This is a genomic window from uncultured Friedmanniella sp. (assembly GCF_964244005.1).
In the GTDB taxonomy this organism is placed as follows: domain Bacteria; phylum Actinomycetota; class Actinomycetes; order Propionibacteriales; family Propionibacteriaceae; genus Microlunatus.
In genome coordinates this window covers 22,583-40,553 of the sequence record NZ_CAXTHG010000038.1, presented here as the reverse complement: position 1 = coordinate 40,553, position 17,971 = coordinate 22,583, and the positions used below count along the sequence as shown (strand labels likewise).

Here is a 17,971-nt window from a genome sequence, read left to right as displayed (position 1 = left end):
CCTACCCGGTGACCGACGCGCCAACCATCTCTACACCCTCACCTGCGAAGAGCCCAGATACCTCATCCTCCGCAACTGAGAGTGCACGAAGAGATCCGCTCCCCCGGGTCGGATCATGTCAGTTCCTTCTGTTGACGATCAACCCGCTTTGAGTTGAGCGGGGTGAAGGGTGCAGACCTGCAAGCCGAGGAATCACGTCCGCTCCTCGTCCATCTCGGCCGGTAACGCACCCAGCCGACTCGCGGCTGACTGAAGGAACGCAGTCCATCGTAGATAGTCTTGTCGCGGCGTGGTCGCCAGTTCTGGTGCCGAGCCGGCGACGCGTCCAGGGATCGCGGCGTCGTTCGTCGCGTCCCACTGACCTTCGGCTGACGGTGTCATCGCCGCGGTGGAAGGTCGGCTCGCCCACAGTCGTGCTGGCGTCCCGGCCGCGCGTCCGCGCGGCCGGGTCACCAGCTAGAGCAGACCCTTCTGGGTCAGCCACTCCTTGGCGGCGGCGTTGGCCGACGCCTTCTCCTTGCCCTCGACCCGGTCGCGCAGGGCGATCAGGTCCTCGGTGGTGAGCGCCGCGGACACCTTGTTCAAGATCTCGCCCAGCTGGTCGGTGTAGACCGAGTCAGCGACGAGCGGGATCACGTTCTGCGACGAGATCATGTTCTCCGGGTCACCGAGCACCACGAGGTTGTTCGCGACCAGGGCGGGCGACGTCGTGTAGATGTCGGCCACCTGCACCGAGTTGTCGACGAGGGCCTTCACCGTGTCGGGTCCACCGAAGTCCTCGATCGGGACGAAGGTGACCTCCTTGGCCTTCGTACCGACCCCGTACACGCCTTTCAGGCCCGGGATGCCGTAACCCAGCTCACCGAACTGCGGGTTGGAGCCGAGCTTGAACGGGACGATCTTGCTCAGGTCACCGATGGTGCTGAGCTGGTTGTCGTCCGCGGTCTTCTTGGTGACGACGTAGGCGTCCTTGTCCTCGGCCTTGGCCGAGTCGAGGACCCGCAGCTTGTCGGCGGTGACGGCGGTGTCGAGCGCCTTGTCCACGTCGGCGGTCGTCCGCTCGGTGTACTTCGGGTTGTAGAAAGCGAGCAGGTTCCCGTTGTACTCCGGGATCAGGTTGATCGAGCCGTCGCGCAGAGCGGGGATCGTCTGCTGGCGCGGGCCGATGTTGAACTTGGTCTCGACCTGGATGCCCTTGGCCGTGAGCGCCTGGGCGTAGATCTCACCGAGGATCTCACTCTCCGGGAAGGCGAACGAGCCGACGACGACCTTGCCGGCGGGCGCAGACGACGCGGGCGCGGTGGCGGTCGGGTCGCTCGACCCGCAGGCCGACACGGTGGTGAGCAGGGCGATCGCGGCGGCAGCGGCCGCCACGCGGACGGACCGGAGGACACGTCCTCGGTTGGGTGTGGGCATGGGTGGTTCCCTTCGTCTCACGCGGCGGTCCGCGTGCTGGTGTCCTGAGTAGCGGTGTTCGGGGTGGTGGGGTTCAGCGCGCGGGCGGGTCGGGCGCGACGTCCGGCCGGGCGGTCGGACAGTCCTCGGGTGGCGGTGGCTCGTTGGACCAGGGCGAACACCCCGTCGAGGGCGAGTGCGAGGGCGGTGACGAGCAGGGCACCACCGAGAATCAGATCGTAGTCGTTGAGCCCGATGCCGCTCGTGATGATCCGGCCCAGACCGCCGAGACCCGCGTACGAGGCGATGGTGACGGTGGCGACCACCTGCAGCACGGCGGCACGGATGCCGCCGACGATCAGCGGCAGGCCCAGCGGGATCTCGACCTGGGTGAGGATCTGCCACTCGCTCATCCCGTTGGCCCGGGCGGCGTCGATGGTCTGGCGGTCGACCGACTCCAGACCGGAGTACGCCCCGGCCAGCATCGAGGGGATCGCCAGGATGACGAAGGCGATGGTCGCCCCGATGATGGGTGCGGTGTTGTAGGACAAGAAGTAGCCGAACACCATCAGCAGGAAGAACAGCAGGCCGAGCGTCGGCAGCGCCCGCATGGCGCCGGTGAAACCGATCACGAACTCGCGGCCGCGGCCGGTGTGGCCGATGGAGAAGCCGAGCGGTAGGGCGATCAGCGCGGCGATGACGATGGCGATGGCGGTGTAGGTCAGGTGCTCGACCAGCCGGTCCTGGATCGGCAGCGGGCTCTGGCTGCCCGCGACCCAGTTGGTGGGGTCGAAGATCCAGGCCAGGGCACTGAGCAGCAGCTTCATCGCGGACCCCCGCCCACGGTGGCGGGTTCGGCGGCCGGGCTGGCCGCGGCGACGCGGGAGCCGACCGGCGTCCGCGGTCCCCTCGTCCGCTGCCGGCCGGAGCCTGCGTTCCAGGGCATCAACAACCGTCCGATCCCTACGATGATCAGGTCGAACGCCAGGGCCAGCAACAGGCTGATCAGGATGCCGACCACGACCTCGGCCAGGATGCCGCGCTGCTTGCCGTTCTGGAACAGGTAGCCGAGGTTCGCCGAGCCGATGATCACCCCGACCGAGACCAGGGCGATGGTGCTGACCGAGACCACCCGGATCCCGGCGAGCAGCACCGGGCCGGCCAGCGGAAGCTCGACCCGGAAGAACCGCGCTGCGGAGGAGAAGCCGATGGCGGTGGATGCGTCGAGGGTCGGCGCGGCGACGGAGGCGAGCGCGTCTGAGGCGGACCGGGCCATGATCGCCACGCCGTAGATGGTGAGCGCCACCACCAGGTTGGTCTCGTCGAGGACGCGGGTCGGGATGATCAGCGGCAGGATCACGAACAGCGGCAGCGACGGGATCGTGAACAGCAGGCTGCCTCCGGTGATCACGACCGAGCGCAGCACGCGGTTACGGTTCGCGAGCCAGCCCAGCGGGATCGACAGCACGAAGCTGGCGATGATCGGGATCACCGACAGCCTGACGTGGTTGAGGGTCAGCGTGCCGATCAGGTCGAGGTTCTCCAGGGCCCACCTCACGGGCCGACACCCTGGCCGGTACGGGTAGCGGCCGCGGCGTCGTCCAGGATGCCGAGCGGACGGCCGTTGCCGTCGACGACCAGGGTCAGCCCGTCGTCGCCCGGCCGCTGCTGCAGGTGCAGGTCACGGCCGCCCTTGTCGGCGCCGATGAAGCTGGCCACGAAGTCGTCCGCCGGGGCGGCGAGGATCTCCGCGGGCGTGCCCGCCTGGGCGATCACGCCGCCCTTCTTGAAGATGATGACCTGGTCGGCGAGCACGAACGCCTCGTCGATGTCGTGGGTGACGAAGATGATCGTCTTCCCGAGCTCGCGCTGCAGCCGGTTGAGCTCGACCTGCAGCTCGGCCCGCACGATCGGGTCCACCGCGCCGAACGGCTCGTCCATCAGCAAGATGTTCGGGTCGCTCGCCAGCGCGCGGGCGACCCCGACGCGCTGCTGCTGGCCGCCGGAGAGCTGGCGGGGATAGCGCTCGGCCAGCGACCGGTCGAGGCCCACGAGGTCGAGCAGCTCCAGCGCCGCCGCCCGGGCCTCGGCCTTTCCCTGGCCCTTGAGGATCGGCACCGTCGCGACGTTGTCGACCACCTTGCGGTGCGGCAGCAGTCCCGCCGCCTGCAGCACGTAGCCGATGCTGCGCCGCAGCTCGACCTTGTCCCGGCTCGCCACGTCGACGTCGTCGATCAGGATCGACCCGGAGGTGGGGTCGACCATCCGGTTGATCATCCGCAGCAGCGTGGTCTTGCCACAGCCCGACGACCCGACCAACACGGTCGTCTGGTGGGACGGAAGGACGAAGCTGAAGTCCTCGACGGCCGTCGTGCCGTCCGGGAAGGTCTTGCTCACGGACCGGAACTCGATCATGGGCAGCGCTCATTCTGTAGCGGGAGTCGTGCACCGTACCGAACAGGACAGCGAGCGAAACAATACGCGACCAGGTGCGGACGGGTCGTCGGCGCTCGCCGACGGTGGGAAAACCTACCGCGCCAGTAGGAATTGGAGCCAGCGAGGCCGGTTAGCGGTCAGCCCTGCTTCTTCGTGGGCGTGACCACCAGCTCGTTGATGCACACGTGGGACGGGCTGTCGAGGACGAACTGCACCGTACGGGCGACGTCGGCGGGACTGAGCATCAGGGCCCGGTCACCCTCGCCCGGCACGACCGGGCGCATCGCCAGGAACTCGGTGTCGATGTCGCCGGGGCAGACGGCGCAGGCGCGGACACCGTGGCTGTTCTCCTGGAAGTTCAGGTGCGCGGCCAACGAGGCGAGAGCGCTCTTGCTGGCGCTGTAGGCGACCCCGGCGTCCGGGAAGAACTGCCAGCCCGACACCGAGGACACGAAGACGACCACGCCGTCGCCGGCCGCCCGGAGATCGGGCAGCGCCAGGTCGACCGTCGCGGCGGCGGCCGTCAGGTTCGTCTCGACGATCGCCCGGAACTCGGTGATGGACTGGTCCCGCCAGTAGCGCTTCGGGTGGTTGAGGCCAGCCGCGAGCACGAGGTCCGTCGGCGGCCCCCAGGTACTGGTCAGCGTGGCGTACGCCTGCTGCAGCTCCTCGGACCGGGTCGCGTCGCCGACCAGCTCGAGCGCCTCGCCGCCCGCCGCCCGGACGAGCTCGGCCGTCTCGGCCAGCGCTGCGGGCCGACGCCCGGTCAGCGCGACCCGCCCTCCCCCGGCGGCGACCGAGACCGCGACCGCTCGGCCGACGCCACTACCGGCGCCGGTGACCCAGACCGTCCGGTCCGTGGCCTGCGGTCCGGCTGCTGTCTGCTCTGCTGACACCTGGCGCTCCTCGTCGTCGTGCGGGCTGCCATGGTGCAGCGGTCCGGCCGGGCTTAGTGTGCCCTGGTCGGTTCGCGGTCGCGACGGCAGTGGACCGGGCGGTGCCGTCCGGTGGGAGGAGTCGGCGTGCTCATCGACCTGCAGGGCCGGGTGGTGCTGGTCACCGGAGCCGGCCGGGGCATCGGCCGGGCCATCGCCGAGACGTTCGCCCACGACGGCGCGGTCGTCATCGCGCTCGACCTCGGCCGAGACGACCTGGACCAGTTCGCCTCCGATGCCGCCGCAGCCGGGGCGACGGTCGTGCCCGAGGTCGCCGACGTCTGTGACCCGGCGGCCATCGAGGAGGTCGTGGCCCGAACGGTGGAGCGGTTCGGCCGGCTCGACGTGCTGGTCAACAACGCCGGCATCAACGTCGAGGGGCGGCTCGAGGAGCTGGACGCGGCCGCCTGGGACCGCTGCTTCGAGGTGAACGTCCGCGGCACCTTCACCACCTGCCGCGCCGTCGCGCCGGTGATGAAGCGGCAGCGCTCGGGCCGGATCCTCAACGCGGCGTCCTTCGCCGCGATCGTGCCCAGCGTCGGCGCCTCGGCCTACGGCGCGTCCAAGGCCGCCGTCGTCCAGTTCACCCGCACCATCGCCGGCGAGCTGGGCCCGTGGGGCATCACGGCCAACTCCTACGCCCCCGGCATGATCCCGACGGCCATGAACGGTCTGACCGAGATGCCCCCGGCCGCTCAGGCCAAGAAGCTCGACACGTTGACGCTCCGCCGCTGGGGCACGCCGCAGGACGTGGCCAACCTGCTCTGCTTCCTGGCCAGCGATCTCGCGAGCTACATCACCGGCACCCTCGTCGACGTCAGCGGCGGTAAGCTCGCCACCCAGGACCCCACCGCGGCGTACGCGGACCTCGACTGATGCCGAGCGGCGCGCCTTGAGCCTGTCGAGGGCCAAGCTGACACGAAGATGCGAGCCCAGCAACGCGCCCCGAGCTTGTCGAGGGCCCCGAAGGGGTTGCGGCAACTCTTCCCGACGGTCAGCGCAACCCCTTCGGGGCCTTCGACAAGCTCAGGGCGCGTTCATCCGCGCCCTCGACCCGACCAAGACGCGTTCATCCGGGCCACTACGCCTCATCCCGCCAGCGGCGGAGGTGTTGGGCGGTCTCCCCCACGCCACGGCCGACCACGTCGGCGGGCGTCCCGACCGCGACCAGCCGGCCGCCGGCCTCGCCGCCGCCCGGACCGAGGTCGAGCAGCCAGTCGGCGCCGAGCAGCACCGCGGCGTCGTGCTCGACGACCACGACCGTGCTGCCGCCGTCGACGAGGGCGTGCCACAGTCGGAGCAGTCGCTCCACGTCTGCCGGGTGCAGTCCGGTCGTGGGTTCGTCGAGCAGGTAGAGGGTGCCGGCGAGCACGCTGCGCTGCAGCTCGGTGGCGAGCTTGATCCGCTGCGCCTCGCCGCCGGACAGCTCGGTGGCCGGCTGGCCCAGCCGCAGGTAGCCCAGCCCGACGTCGTGCAGCACCCGCAGTCCGCGCGCGGCGGCGGGCACGTCGTCCAGCACCTCCCGCGCCTCCTCCACCGTCAGGGCCAGGACGTCGGCGATGCTGAGGTCGCGGTAACGGACCTCCAGCGTCTCGGCGGAGTACCGGGAGCCGCCGCAGGTCGGGCAGCGTGCGTACGAGCCCGGCAGGAAGAGCATCCGGACGGCGAGGAAGCCTTCGCCTTTGCAGGTGGGGCATCGTCCGGCCGCGACGTTGAAGGAAAAGCGGCTGGCCGTCCAGGAGCGCCGGCGGGCCTCGGGCGTACGGGCGAAGGCGGCCCGGACGCTGTCGAAGAGACCGGTGTAGGTGGCCAGGTTGGAGCGCGGGGTCCGCCCGATCGGCCGCTGGTCGACCACGACGAGGCGGCGGACGCCCTCCAGCCCGGTGACGCTGCGGACCTGCGGGGCGGCCGTACGGTCGGGGTCGCTCAGCACCGTGCCGGGCTCGTCGTCGGGCTCCTCCTCCGGGTCGTCGTCGGGCTCGTCGACCTCCTCCTGGCCGAGGTGGCGACGCACCGTGTCGGCGAGCACGGAGGTGACCAGGGTCGACTTGCCGGCGCCCGAGCGTCCCGTCACGGCCGTGAAGGTGCCGAGGGGCAGGTCGACGTCGAGGTCCTGGAGGTTGTGCGCCGTGACGCCCCGCAGCCGCAGCCAGCCGGTCGCCGGCCGTTCGCGCGACGGCTCCAGCTCATGCCCTGGGGCCAGGAACCGACGGGTCACCGACGGAAGGACGTCCTGCAGGCCGGGTACCGGGCCGCTGTAGAGCACCTCACCGCCCGCCCCGCCCGCGCCCGGACCCACGTCGACGAGCCAGTCCGCGGCCCGGACGACCGCCCGGTCGTGCTCGACCACGAGCACGCTGTTACCGGACCCGCGGATCTCTTCCAGCACGCTCATCAGGGCCTCGGTGTCGGCGGGGTGCAGGCCCGCGGACGGCTCGTCCAGCACGTACACGACCCCGAACAGGCCCGACCGCAGCTGGGTGGCCAGCCGCAGCCGCTGCACCTCACCGGCGGAGAGGGTCGGTACGGGACGGTCGAGCCCGAGGTAGCCCAGGCCCAGGCCGACGACCAGCTCGCTGCGGGTGCGCAGGTCGCCCAGGATCGTGCCGGCGGCGCTGTCACGCGGACTCCCGGCGGCCGCGTCCTGCAGGACCTCCAGCAGCCGGCTCAGCGGCATCGCCGACAGCTCGGCGATGTCGTGACCGCCGAAGCGCACCGCCAGCGACGGCGCTCCGAGCCGTCGGCCGTCGCAGATCGGGCAGGAACTGGCCTCGAGGAACGCCCGCAGCCGGCGGCGGATCGGCGCAGACCTGGTCGTGGCGAAGGTCGTCAGCACGTACGCCCGGACGCTGGTCCATTTGCCCTGGTAGGGCCGCTGGATGCGACCGGCCTCCCGGACGGAGTGGACGGTGACCACCGGTTGCTCGTCGGTGTAGAGGATCCAGTCGCGGTCGGTCTGGGGCAGCTCACGCCAGGGCCGGTCGACGTCGTAGCCGAGCGTGTCGAGGATGTCGCGAAAGTTCTTGCCCAGCCACGCGCCGGGCCAGGCGGCGACGGCGCCGCCGCGGATGCTGAGGCTCGGGTCGGGAACCAGCGAGGACTCGCTCACCCCGTAGCGGACGCCGACGCCGGAACACTGCGGACAGGCGCCGGCCGGGGTGTTCGGGGAGAACGCGTCGGAGTCGAGGCGGGCGGCGCCCGGTGGGTAGTCCCCCGCGCGGGAGAACAGCATCCGCAGTGAGTTGGAGAGCGTGGTCAAGGTGCCGACCGAGGACCGCGCCGACCCGGACGCGTGGCCCTGCTGCATGGCCACCGCCGGCGGCAGCCCCGTCACGGCGTCGACGTCGGGGGCACCCACCTGGGCGATCAGCCGCCGGGCGTACGGCGCGACGGACTCGAGGTAGCGCCGCTGCGACTCCGCGAAGATGGTGCCGAACGCCAGCGAGGACTTGCCCGACCCCGACACCCCGGTGAACACCACCAGGGCGTCCCGCGGGATCGCGACGTCGACGTCGCGGAGGTTGTGCTCGCGTGCCCCGCGGACCTCGATGTACCCCGCGTCCGACACCCGGTCAGCGTAGGGGTCGGCGCTCAGGAGTGCCGCGAGGCACACTTCTCCGGGTCACGGGACGTCGAGCGGCGGCAGCGCGGCGGCGATCTGGTCCCGGCTCGGTTCGAGCCACGGCGGCAGCTTGAGGTGGCGGCCCAGCTCGAGCAGCGGCTCGTCGATGGCGAAGCCGGGCGCGTCGGTGGCGATCTCGAACAGCACCCCGCCCGGCTCGCGGAAGTAGATGGACTTGAAGTACTGCCGGTCCAGGATCTGGGTCACCGAGACCCCGCGCGACGACAGCTCTTGCTGCCACAGCGTCATCGTGTCCAGGTCGGGGGCGCGGAAGGCGACGTGGTGCACGGTGCCGCCGGCCTGCAGGCCGCGGTCCTTGACGCCGGAGAAGACGTCGACCAGCGCACCCGACCGGCCGCCGCCCATCGCGAACCGGGCGCGGTCGCCCTCCTCACCGGTCACGCTCATCCCGAGCAGCTCGGTCAGCATCGTGGCGGAGGGGTCGAGCTGCCGTTCGGACAACGTGATGGCGTGCAGCCCACGGACCGCGTGCTCGGCCGGAATGTCGGCGACGCCGTCCCAGCCTGAGCGGTGGTCGCCGTCGGAGGCCACCAGGTCGATCACGATGCCGTCGGGGTCGCGGAAGGTGAGGACGTCCTCCGCACCCCGGGTCTGCGGCGCCTCGGTCGTGACGCCCAACGCCGTGAACCGGTCGTGCCACCAGCCGAGGGAGGAGCCGGGCACGCTGAACGCCGTCGCTGTGCTCATGCCCGCGCCCTGGCGCCCACGCTGCACGCCGGGCCAGGCAAAGAACGTGAGCAGGGAGGCCGGGCTGCCGTGCTCGTCGCCGTAGTAGAGGTGATAGCTGTCCGGCGCGTCGAAGTTGACCGTCTGCTTCACCAGCCGCAAGCCGAGGGCTTGGGTGTAGAAGTCGACGTTGGACTGGGGGTCGGTCGCGATCGCGGTCACGTGGTGCAGGCCGCGGGGAGTGACGTCGGTCATGATCGGATGGTCACACGCGGTCTTCGCAGGCGGCAACCACACCACCAGAAGGAGCACCATGGCCATCCGACCGATCCGTCTGTTCGGCGACCCGATCCTGCGGCAGGAGTCGGTACCGGTGGTCGACTTCGACCTGGAGCTGCGCACGCTCGTCCGGGACCTGACCGACACGATGATCGACGCGAACGGCGGCGGCATCGCGGCGCCGCAGATCGGGGTGGGTCTGCGGGTCTTCACCTACGTCTTCGAGGGCCAGATCGGCCACGTGGTCAACCCGCGGGTCGAGCTCGTCGGGGACGAGGAGCAGTTCGGCGAGGAGGGCTGCCTGTCCATCCCCGGCCTGCCCTTCGACTGCCGTCGCCACCTGCAGGTGTTGACCAGCGGCTTCACGATGTACGGCGAGCCGCTACGGATCGAAGGGCAGGGTCGGCTGTCGGTCATCATCCAGCACGAGACCGACCACCTCGACGGCGTGCTGTTCGTCGACCGACTGGACTCCCAGACCCGGGAGGCCGCCGAGGCCGCCATCCGCGCGGCCGAGTGGAGCGGCGGCACCGTGCCGGAGATCCGGCTCAGTCCGCACGCCCCGCTCCGGGCGGGTCAAGCCTTCAGAGCGGTACCGCTGTGGCACGCATTCACGAGCTCGACGCCGGCGAGCAAGACGAACGCCAAGCCGGTGACGCTCGGTGGGGCGGGTGGGGCTCGAACCCACGACCCAGGGATTATGAGTCCCCTGCTCTAACCGGCTGAGCTACCGCCCCTGTCGACCGCCGAGCATAGTGCCGGCCGCCGCGCAGTCCGTAGACGAAGGGGTCGTACTCGCCGCCTTCGTTCACTTCTTCCTGACGGCCACGGCTCGGCGGTCCGTGCAGCCATCCGGCCAGCAACCGCAGCGCGTCGAACGGGGTCTGCACGCGGGCAACGGCGACATGACGGAGCTGGGCCGGCGTTTCACGGAGTGCTTCGTCCGCGCCGCTGACGACGCGGGTCTACCGACCGACCGAGTCAGCGGCGACCGAGCCGACGCTCTCCGCCGGGTCCGCGCTCGTAGCTGAGGCCGTAGTGGCCGTAGATGCCCGGCTCGGCGGCGGAGTCGAGCTCGCCGTCGGTGTCGATGAAGGGTGCGTCCTTGGCGAGCTTCTTGTCGGTCATCACCCGGATGTGCTTCGGCGCGACCTTGGCCCCGATCAGCGGGACGAAGACCAGCTTGCCGCCACCGACGAGCCCGACCTTGACCGTGGCGAACACGGCCTGGTCGCTGCCGGTGTCGAAGTAGACGGCCTCGAGCGACCCGATCTTGGAGCCGTTGCGGTCGACCACGGCCTGTCCACGCCAGTCACGGATGTCGTCGACGTCGAACATGGGCGTTCCTCCTCGTGAGCGGCACCGATACCCCGAGCGCCGTGCGAGCAGCGACTATACGCGGGCGACACGGCCGCCGAGGGATGGCGGTCGGCCGTCACGCGTGCCAAGGTGGCGACTCAGGCCGGCGACGGCAGGTCCCCCCGGCAGGTGCATCTGCCCGCCCCTCGCGGCGGGAACTCATCCGATGCGGCACGGGTGGGCCCTGGAGTCCGACTTGCCGCCATGCGGCCTCGCGGCACACCGCGGGGCACGGACGAAGGGGAACCAGATGACCATCAACCGACGACAGGTACTGCTGGGCGGACTGGGGCTCGGGGCCTCGGCGGGACTCACCGCCTGTGCCGGCCTGACCGGGAAGAAGTCCGCGTCCGACACCCCCTCCAGCTCAGGCTCGGGCGCGGCCCTCCAGGGTCAGCTGACCTTCGTCAACTGGTCCGGTGACGCGGAGAAGAAAGCGTTCGACGCCGTGATCGCCGCGTTCCAGAAGGCCAACCCGGGCGTCACGATCAAGACCGACACCGTCCCGTACGCCAGCATCCAGACCAACCTCGACTCCCGGTTCCAGGCGGGCAACCCGCCGGACCTGTTCCGGGTCTCCTACATCGACATCGGCCAGTACACCAGCCAGGACGTCCTGCTGGACGTCTCCAGCACCTTCGATGCTGCGAAGATCGACGCCTTCGTGCCCGGCCTGTGGGAGGGCATCGTCTACGACGGAAAGCCCTACGGCGTCCCGCACCAGATCGACACCACCGCGATCCTCTACCGGCTCGACGCGTTCGAGGCGGCTGGCCTGACCGCGCCGACCAGCCTCGAGGAGGCCTGGACCTGGGAGCAGTTCGCTGACGCGTCCCGCAAGCTCGCCGGCGTGGTCAAGGGCAAGCAGCTGCCCTTCATCTACGACTGGCAGAGCGCCGGCGCGTACCGCTGGCTGAGCTGGCTCTTCCAGGCCGGCGGCAACGTGCTCGCCGAGGACCTCAAGACCGCCGCCATCAACTCCGACGCGGGTCGCAAGGCGCTGGAGTTCACCCAGAGCTTTTTCACCAACAACTGGGTGGCCCGCAACACCTCGGTCAAGTCCGCGACCTACCCCGACGCCGCGTTCGCGGGCGGGACGGTGGCGATGGCCTTCGCCGGTGACTTCCTGGTGCCCTTCATCGACGACTCGGTGAAGAAGAAGTTCGAGTACGGCTCGATGCCGATGCCCAAGGACGTGACGGCGGCTTCCGACCTCGGCGGCAACGCGATCGTGGCCGCCAAGGACGGCAAGAACACCGAGGCGGCGGCCAAGTTCCTGGAGTTCCTGGTCAGTGAGGAGCAGCAGCAGACCTACTGCGAGGCGACCGGTGAGCTGCCGACGCTGAAGTCCCTCACCACCGCCGACCTGAAGTTCCAGACGCGGCCGGACCTGATGAGGACCTTCGTGGAGCAGGCGACCACGATCACCCCGGAGCAGGTCAAGCAGGTCACCGTGCCGCAGTTCGCCAAGATCAACGCGGCGCTGCAGAGCGAGCTCGAGAAGGCCTTCCTGGGTGGGGCGTCAGCGGAGGACACCCTGACCGCGCTCGCGACGGCGGTGCAGAAGGCCGGGGCGTGACCGCGGTCTCCGCGCTGCCGACGACGTCGGCGAGCGGGACGCGCCCGCCGGGTTCCGGCCCGGCGCGGCGCCGACGTCGCCGCTGGGACCGGTCCGCGATCGGCTTCCTCTCCCCCGCGCTGGTGCTGGCCGTCGGGTTCTTGATCATCCCGATGGCGGCCGCGTTCGTGTACTCGACGGCCAAGATCGCCCCGCTCAGCGGCAAGATCACCTGGGTCGGGATCGCCAACTACGCCACGATGTTCACGGACCCGACCTTCTACCGGTCCTTGATCAACACTGCCCTCTTCATCGTGCTGACCGTCCCGCTGAGCATGGCGGTCGGCTTGGCCCTGGCCGTGCTGATGAACTCGGTGCTGCCGGGCCGCCAGGTGGTCCGGACCCTGATCTACCTACCGCTGGTCATCTCCGGCGTCGCCGTCGGCCTGATCGGCACCTTCTTGTTCAACGAGACGGTCGGGGTCTTCAACGGCTTGGCCACCTCGCTCGGGTTGCCGAACGTCAACTGGCAGTCCGGCGGTGCCGCGGCTTTCCTGTCCCTGGTGCTGATCACGTTGTGGATCCGGGTCGGGTTCACCATGATCATCTACCTGGCCGGGCTGCAGGCCGTGCCCGTCGAGCTGTACGAGGCCGCGCAGGTCGAGGGCGCCAACGGTTGGCAGCGGTTCCGGTTCATCACCTTCCCGCTGCTCGGCCCGTCGACGTTCTTCCTGCTCGTGATGAACGTCATCTACTCGTTCCAGGTCTTCGACACCGTCTTCGTGCTGACCAACGGCGGCCCGGGCAACGCGACCGAGGTGCTGGGCACGTACGCGTACAAGACGGCCTTCGGCGCCACCCGCGACCAGGGTTACGGTGCCGCGATCGGCGTGGTGATCTTCTTCCTCACGTTGATCTTCACCGTGGTGCAGTGGCGCACCAACCGCAACCGGGACGAGGCAGCCTGATGGCCATCACCGCACCCCGCCCGCTGGTGCCGACCCGGGTCGAGACCCGGTCTCGCCGCACCCCCGGCGGACACCGTCGCCGGTCCTCCCTCGGCCTCGTCGTCCGGATCGTCCTGGCCGCCGTCACCGCGATCGTGATGGCGTTCCCGCTCTGGGTGATGCTGACCACCGCCTTCTCGGGCCAGCAGACCTTCGACGCCAACGTCAGCGTCATCCCGACCCGGTTTTCGCTCGACAACTTCACCCGGGTGTTCGACGCCTGGCCGGTCGGCACCTGGTTCGGCAACTCGGTCGTGATCACCGCGATCACGACGATCCTCACCGTGGTGGTCAGCGTGCTGGCCGGCTACGCCTTCGCCAAGCTGGTCTTCCCGGCCAAGAACGTGCTGTTCCTGCTGCTGCTCGCCACGATGATGATCCCCACCCAGGCGATCTTGGTGCCGCAGTTCAGGATCGTGAACGGGCTCGGACTGGTCGGCACCTTCTGGGCGGTGATCCTGCCCGGGGCGGCGGCGACGTTCGGGATCTTCCTGGCCCGCCAGTTCATGCTCGCCATCCCCAACGAGATCATCGAGGCCGGCAAGATCGACGGAGCCGGCAGCCTGCGGATCTTCTGGAGCATCGTGCTGCCCCTGTGCAAGCCGCTGCTCGCCGTGCTGACGCTGTTGACCGTGATGTACCAGTGGAACGACTTCCTCTGGCCGCTGATCGCCTTGAAAGACCCGACGCTCTACACGCTGCCGATCGGGCTGCAGTTCCTGCAGGGCCAGTACCAGGCTGACTACGGCGCCCTGATGGCGATGACCCTGATCGCCGTCGTCCCCCTGGTGGTGCTGTTCCTGGCGTTCCAACGCTTCTTCGTCCAGGGCCTGGCCACCACCGGCATCCGCTGACGGGCTGCGGTCAGCGCAGCCCGCCCGGGCGCTCGTCGTCGCGGTCGGCCATCCGTCGCGACCGCGGCCGCTTGGCGTAGAACTTGTGCCGGTGACCCTGGCCCCACAGCACGGCGCGGTGCTCACGGTCCAGCTCGCCGTTGGCGATCAGCTGTTGCTGGCGCGGTCGACCCTGCTCGGCGAGCGTCCGCATCAGGTCGACGCCGGCCTGCTGGGAGGCGAGGACCTCGTCGACGAGCTGCTCGTCGACGTCGATGCCGTACGCCTCGGCGAACACCGCCATCCGGTGCCGGCGACGGGGTTTCACCGGCATCCCCAGCACCCACTGCCAGTAGCTGCGGTCGCGAAACGGCACCAGGTAGTGCAGCGCGTAGGCGATGTCGGTACGCCGGGTGCCGATGGTCGCGTACTCCCAGTCGATCAGTCCGACCAGACTGCCGTCGCGCCAGACCAGGTTCCACGGGCCCACGTCGCCGTGGCAGACCAGGTGGTCAGCGCCGTCGCCGGTACCGCGCTGGCCGTCGAACCAGACCGGCTCGACCTCGGGCCGCCACGCCGCCACCACGTCGTGGTAGCGCCGCAGCAGCTGCGCGACCGCGGCCACCGCCTCGTCGCTCGCCACCAGCTGGCACGCCGCGTCGCCGCCGACACCCTCGATGTAGCCGACGTCGTCCCACTCCCGGTCGGTCCCGTCCTCCTCGAGCGCGACCGGGACCGGAGACTCGGGAAAGCCCGCCTCGGCGAGATAGCCGAGCAGCGCGTGCACCGAGACCGACCACGGTTGGCGGGGGTGCCGGACGACGTCGCCGATCCGCAGCACGGGGCGGTCGGCCCGGTCCTGCAGCACCTCGCTGTCCGCGGGGACGGGGTCGGCGCTCACGGCCGGGTCCAGAGGGTGAGGAGCACGCGCGGAGCATACCGACTACGGCGGCGCACTACCGTGGGACGCGTGACTGACATCGACAACTCCGACCAGGTGGCCGAACGCGCGCACCTGTTGCCTGAGGAACTAGCGGCCGGCAGTGACGACCCGACCGCCCAGGCCGAGGTGATCCTCGCCGAGTCCGAGCGACGGACCCTCGAGCCGGAGGCGACCCAGCAGGAGTCGGTGCAGAGCGACCAGAGCACCTCCGAGGACCGGACCGTCGCCGACCACGCCTAGCGGTCCGTTCCCGAGCTTGTCGAAGGGCGCGTACTCCCCAGCAGGGGGTCTTGGGCTACGTCAGCAGCGCGCGGTCTTGAGCTACGCGTCCCGAGCTTGTCGAGGGCCTCGAAGAGGTTGCCCTTCGTCCAGCAAGAGGAGGCAGCGCAACCCCTTCGGGGCCTTCGACAAGCTCAGGGCGCGTACTCCCCAGCAGCGCGCGGTCTTGGGCTATGCGTACTCCCTCAGCAGCGCGCAGTCTTGAGCTACGCGTCCCGAGCTCGTCGAGAGGCGCGTGCTTCAGTCCGGCCCCGTCAGCTGAGCTGGTCGGCCAGGGCGGCCAGCCACTGCGCGACTCCCGCGGGTCCGTCCACCACCAGGTCGGCGCGCTCCCGCAGCGCGTCTTCTTCGGCCGAGGCCGAGCAGACCAGCAGCCCCGGGGTGCCCTCGGCGCGCAGCCCGGTGACCGCCTCGAACGCGGGCAGGTCGCCCAGGTCGTCGCCGCCGAAGACCACCACCCGCGCCCCGGTCTCGGCCACCAGCGACCGTAACGCAACCCCCTTGTCGGTACCGGCGGCCCGGATCTCGATCACGTAGCGGCCGGGCTCCAGCTGCAGGTCGTGCCGGTCGGCGAGGGTGCGCAGCGGACCGAGCAGCCGGGCGAAGGCGCCCGCCGGGTCGGGCAGCTGGCGGGTGTGGATACCCAGTGCGCGGCCCTTGTGCTCCACGTGTGCGCCGGACAGGTCGAGCGCAGCCAACAGCTCCGGCAGCTCCGCACCGGCGGCGGTGACCGCCGCCGGCTCGGGCGGGATGTCGTAGGAGTCGTCAGCGGCGTTCCAGCGCTCGACGCCGTACTGGCCGAGCACCACCAGTGAGCCGAGCCCGGCGTGACCGGCGAACCCGCCCAACCGGACGGCCGTCCGTGCCGGTCGGCCGGTGATCACCGCGACGGTCCCGATCAGCTCACCGACCCGGGCCAGCGCGGCGATCGCGGCCGGGTGCGCGACGGCCTGCTCGGGATCGTCGATGATCGGCGCGAGCGTGCCGTCGAAGTCGAGAGCGAGCAGGGTGCCGCGCGGGTCGGCGAGGACCGCGCGCAGCCCGGCCGCCCCTGACTCGGTCTGGGGAAGGTCGACGGTCATGGGCTGAGCCTGTCAGACCGGGACAGGTCCGGGCAGCCCAGGCCGGATCGGTCCTCTGTCGGCGGCAGCGGTTAGGGTTTCGAGGACCGCCACCCAGAAACACGAGGCTCATGAGCTCGCCAGATCCGACCGTCCCCCGCTCGACCGCCTCGTTCGTCGTGGTGGCCAACCGGCTGCCCGTCGACCGGGTGGAGCACCCCGACGGCAGCGTCGACTGGCGTACGTCCCCCGGCGGCCTGGTGACCGCGTTCGAGCCGGTGATGCGCCGGCACGACGGGGCCTGGGTGGGCTGGCACGGCGCGCCGGACGAGCAGCTCGCCCCGTTCGAGAACGACGGCCTGCAGCTCGTCCCGGTGCCGCTGTCGGCGAGCGAGGTCGAGGAGTACTACGAAGGCTTCTCCAACGCCACCCTGTGGCCGCTCTACCACGACGTGATCGCCACCCCGGAGTTCCACCGCGAGTGGTGGGACGCGTACGTGGTGGTCAACCAGCGCTTCGCCGACGCCACCGCCGCGGTGGCGGAGCAGGGCGCCGTGGTGTGGGTGCAGGACTACCAGCTGCAGCTGGTGCCGGCGATGCTGCGCTCTCAGCGGCCGGACCTGCGGATCGGCTTCTTCCTGCACATCCCGTTCCCGCCCACCGAGCTCTTCCAGCAGCTGCCGTGGCGCGACAAGATCCTCGAGGGCCTGCTCGGCGCCGACCTGGTCGGCTTCCAGGTCTCCGGCGGCGCCCAGAACTTCCTGCGGCTGGTCCGTGCCCGGCTGCGCCAGGAGACCTACCGCGACGAGATCCGGACCGCCGACGGGCGCACCGTCGTGGCCCGCTCGTATCCGATCTCGATCGACACCGCAGGCCTGGCCGAGCTGGCGGCGGCCCCCGCGACCGCGGAACGGGCGACAGAGGTCCGGCGCGACCTCGGCAACCCGAAGGTGCTCTTCCTCGGCGTCGACCGGCTGGACTACACCAAGGGGCTGCTGGCCCGGTTGCGCGCCTTTGGCGAGCTGATCGACGACGGCGCGGTCGCGCTGGACGAGGTGGCCTTCGTGCAGGTCGCGACGCCGTCGCGGGAACGCGTCGAGGAGTACCGTCAGCTGCGCGACGACCTGGACCGGCTGGTCGGCCGGATCAACGGCGACATCGGCCGGATCGGCCGGCCGCCGATCACCTATCTGCACTCCTCCTATCCGCGGCAGGAGATGGCGGCGCTCTACCGCGCGGCGGACGTGATGGTCGTGACGCCGCTCCGGGACGGGATGAACCTGGTGGCCAAGGAGTACGTCGCCTGCCGCCAGGCCGACGACGGAGCGCTCGTGCTGAGCGAGTTCGCGGGCGCGGCGCGGGAGCTGCGGCAGGCGTACCTGGTCAACCCGTACGACATCAACGGGATGAAGGACAAGCTCGTCGAGGCGATGCAGGACTCGGCCCGCAACAAGGCGCGGCGGATGCGGGTGATGCGACGCCAGGTGGCCGAGCACGACATCGACCACTGGGCGAGCGCGTTCCTCGACGACCTCGCCCGGGCCCGCCCCCAGACCCCCTGAGGGGTAGCGCCGGGG

At 70.5% G+C, this 17,971-nt stretch carries 16 protein-coding genes, 1 tRNA gene and 1 pseudogene; 7 read left to right on the top strand and 11 right to left on the bottom strand.

All coding sequences use genetic code 11. The features are described from left to right. Positions 1 to 456 precede the first annotated feature (456 nt). From ACFE76_RS18630 to ACFE76_RS18610, 5 genes are all read right to left on the bottom strand, one after another. Entirely contained in the window at positions 457 to 1,416 is a 960-nt protein-coding gene (locus ACFE76_RS18630; RefSeq protein ID WP_375433281.1) for an ABC transporter substrate-binding protein, read from the bottom strand. 17 nt (positions 1,417 to 1,433) lie between these two features. Continuing rightward, positions 1,434 to 2,222: an ABC transporter permease gene (locus tag ACFE76_RS18625; RefSeq protein ID WP_375433280.1), complete on the bottom strand. Its 789-nt coding sequence runs from the start codon at positions 2,220 to 2,222 to the stop codon at positions 1,434 to 1,436. Then, a complete protein-coding gene (locus ACFE76_RS18620) occupies positions 2,219 to 2,953 on the bottom strand; it encodes an ABC transporter permease (protein WP_375433279.1) in 735 nt (244 codons plus the stop codon). The genes ACFE76_RS18625 and ACFE76_RS18620 overlap by 4 nt, the downstream gene beginning before the upstream one ends. Next, a complete protein-coding gene (locus ACFE76_RS18615) occupies positions 2,950 to 3,810 on the bottom strand; it encodes an ABC transporter ATP-binding protein (protein ID WP_375433278.1) in 861 nt (286 codons plus the stop codon). Before ACFE76_RS18615 ends, ACFE76_RS18620 begins: the two co-directional genes overlap by 4 nt. A gap of 158 nt (positions 3,811 to 3,968) precedes the next feature. Beyond that, positions 3,969 to 4,727: an SDR family oxidoreductase gene (locus tag ACFE76_RS18610; RefSeq protein WP_375433277.1), complete on the bottom strand. Its 759-nt coding sequence runs from the start codon at positions 4,725 to 4,727 to the stop codon at positions 3,969 to 3,971. Between the two features lie 126 nt (positions 4,728 to 4,853). Here ACFE76_RS18610 and ACFE76_RS18605 point away from each other — a divergent pair, with 126 nt between their 5' ends. Continuing rightward, the gene (locus ACFE76_RS18605) at positions 4,854 to 5,642 is read left to right on the top strand and encodes an SDR family NAD(P)-dependent oxidoreductase (RefSeq protein WP_375433276.1); all 789 of its coding nucleotides are present in this window, start codon (positions 4,854 to 4,856) and stop codon (positions 5,640 to 5,642) included. Between the two features lie 205 nt (positions 5,643 to 5,847). On the opposite strand, the gene ACFE76_RS18600 is transcribed toward ACFE76_RS18605, so the two are convergent. Continuing rightward, positions 5,848 to 8,334, bottom strand: coding sequence for an ABC transporter (locus tag ACFE76_RS18600; protein ID WP_375433275.1), 2,487 nt, complete (start codon positions 8,332 to 8,334; stop codon positions 5,848 to 5,850). Between the two features lie 54 nt (positions 8,335 to 8,388). Beyond that, positions 8,389 to 9,330 carry a ring-cleaving dioxygenase gene (locus ACFE76_RS18595; RefSeq protein WP_375433274.1) on the bottom strand — a complete coding sequence of 314 codons (942 nt, stop codon included), beginning with the start codon at positions 9,328 to 9,330 and terminating at the stop codon, positions 8,389 to 8,391. Between ACFE76_RS18595 and ACFE76_RS18590 the strand changes: the two are divergent. Continuing rightward, positions 9,329 to 9,814: pseudogene (locus ACFE76_RS18590) on the top strand (peptide deformylase); the annotation flags it as partial. The gene ACFE76_RS18595 and the pseudogene ACFE76_RS18590 sit on opposite strands and share 2 nt — an antisense overlap. Positions 9,815 to 10,017: 203 nt before the next feature. On the opposite strand, the gene ACFE76_RS18585 reads toward ACFE76_RS18590, so the two are convergent. Together ACFE76_RS18585 and ACFE76_RS18580 are read right to left on the bottom strand one after the other, a co-directional pair. Then, positions 10,018 to 10,091: transfer RNA gene (locus ACFE76_RS18585), tRNA-Ile, on the bottom strand. 244 nt (positions 10,092 to 10,335) lie between these two features. Further along, complete coding sequence (locus ACFE76_RS18580) at positions 10,336 to 10,692, bottom strand: PRC-barrel domain-containing protein (RefSeq protein WP_375433273.1); 357 nt, start codon at positions 10,690 to 10,692, stop codon at positions 10,336 to 10,338. 271 nt (positions 10,693 to 10,963) lie between these two features. Here ACFE76_RS18580 and ACFE76_RS18575 point away from each other — a divergent pair, with 271 nt between their 5' ends. The 3 genes from ACFE76_RS18575 to ACFE76_RS18565 are packed head-to-tail and all read left to right on the top strand — an operon-like array spanning position 10,964 to position 14,132. After that, positions 10,964 to 12,292 carry an ABC transporter substrate-binding protein gene (locus ACFE76_RS18575; protein ID WP_375433272.1) on the top strand — a complete coding sequence of 443 codons (1,329 nt, stop codon included), beginning with the start codon at positions 10,964 to 10,966 and terminating at the stop codon, positions 12,290 to 12,292. Next, entirely contained in the window at positions 12,289 to 13,239 is a 951-nt protein-coding gene (locus tag ACFE76_RS18570; protein WP_375433271.1) for a carbohydrate ABC transporter permease, read from the top strand. The genes ACFE76_RS18575 and ACFE76_RS18570 overlap by 4 nt, the downstream gene beginning before the upstream one ends. Beyond that, entirely contained in the window at positions 13,239 to 14,132 is an 894-nt protein-coding gene (locus ACFE76_RS18565; RefSeq protein ID WP_375433270.1) for a carbohydrate ABC transporter permease, read from the top strand. Before ACFE76_RS18570 ends, ACFE76_RS18565 begins: the two co-directional genes overlap by 1 nt. Before the next feature lie 10 nt (positions 14,133 to 14,142). Here the strand turns inward: ACFE76_RS18565 and ACFE76_RS18560 are convergent, their stop codons facing one another. Continuing rightward, positions 14,143 to 15,012, bottom strand: coding sequence for an aminoglycoside phosphotransferase family protein (locus tag ACFE76_RS18560; RefSeq protein WP_375433269.1), 870 nt, complete (start codon positions 15,010 to 15,012; stop codon positions 14,143 to 14,145). Positions 15,013 to 15,081: 69 nt separating this feature from the next. Between ACFE76_RS18560 and ACFE76_RS18555 the strand changes: the two genes are divergently transcribed. Continuing rightward, complete coding sequence (locus ACFE76_RS18555) at positions 15,082 to 15,294, top strand: hypothetical protein (protein ID WP_375433268.1); 213 nt, start codon at positions 15,082 to 15,084, stop codon at positions 15,292 to 15,294. Between the two features lie 293 nt (positions 15,295 to 15,587). Here ACFE76_RS18555 and otsB read toward each other — a convergent pair whose 3' ends face one another. Beyond that, positions 15,588 to 16,415 (bottom strand): trehalose-phosphatase, encoded by an 828-nt coding sequence (otsB, locus tag ACFE76_RS18550; protein ID WP_375433267.1) that lies wholly within the window; start codon positions 16,413 to 16,415, stop codon positions 15,588 to 15,590. A gap of 110 nt (positions 16,416 to 16,525) precedes the next feature. Here otsB and ACFE76_RS18545 point away from each other — a divergent pair, with 110 nt between their 5' ends. Beyond that, positions 16,526 to 17,956: a trehalose-6-phosphate synthase gene (locus ACFE76_RS18545; protein WP_375433266.1), complete on the top strand. Its 1,431-nt coding sequence runs from the start codon at positions 16,526 to 16,528 to the stop codon at positions 17,954 to 17,956. The last annotated feature ends 15 nt before the right edge of the window (positions 17,957 to 17,971 follow it).

What these genes read in the sequence shown, in the direction of transcription:
- ACFE76_RS18565 (WP_375433270.1), top strand. Translation starts at nt 13,239, where the DNA reads ATGGCCATCACCGCACCCCGCCCGCTGGTGCCGACCCGGGTCGAGACC.
- ACFE76_RS18575 (WP_375433272.1), top strand. Translation starts at nt 10,964, where the DNA reads ATGACCATCAACCGACGACAGGTACTGCTGGGCGGACTGGGGCTCGGG.
- otsB (WP_375433267.1), bottom strand. Translation starts at nt 16,415, where the DNA reads ATGACCGTCGACCTTCCCCAGACCGAGTCAGGGGCGGCCGGGCTGCGC.
- ACFE76_RS18580 (WP_375433273.1), bottom strand. Translation starts at nt 10,692, where the DNA reads ATGTTCGACGTCGACGACATCCGTGACTGGCGTGGACAGGCCGTGGTC.
- ACFE76_RS18630 (WP_375433281.1), bottom strand. Translation starts at nt 1,416, where the DNA reads ATGCCCACACCCAACCGAGGACGTGTCCTCCGGTCCGTCCGCGTGGCG.
- ACFE76_RS18545 (WP_375433266.1), top strand. Translation starts at nt 16,526, where the DNA reads ATGAGCTCGCCAGATCCGACCGTCCCCCGCTCGACCGCCTCGTTCGTC.
- ACFE76_RS18625 (WP_375433280.1), bottom strand. Translation starts at nt 2,222, where the DNA reads ATGAAGCTGCTGCTCAGTGCCCTGGCCTGGATCTTCGACCCCACCAAC.
- ACFE76_RS18595 (WP_375433274.1), bottom strand. Translation starts at nt 9,330, where the DNA reads ATGACCGACGTCACTCCCCGCGGCCTGCACCACGTGACCGCGATCGCG.
- ACFE76_RS18615 (WP_375433278.1), bottom strand. Translation starts at nt 3,810, where the DNA reads ATGATCGAGTTCCGGTCCGTGAGCAAGACCTTCCCGGACGGCACGACG.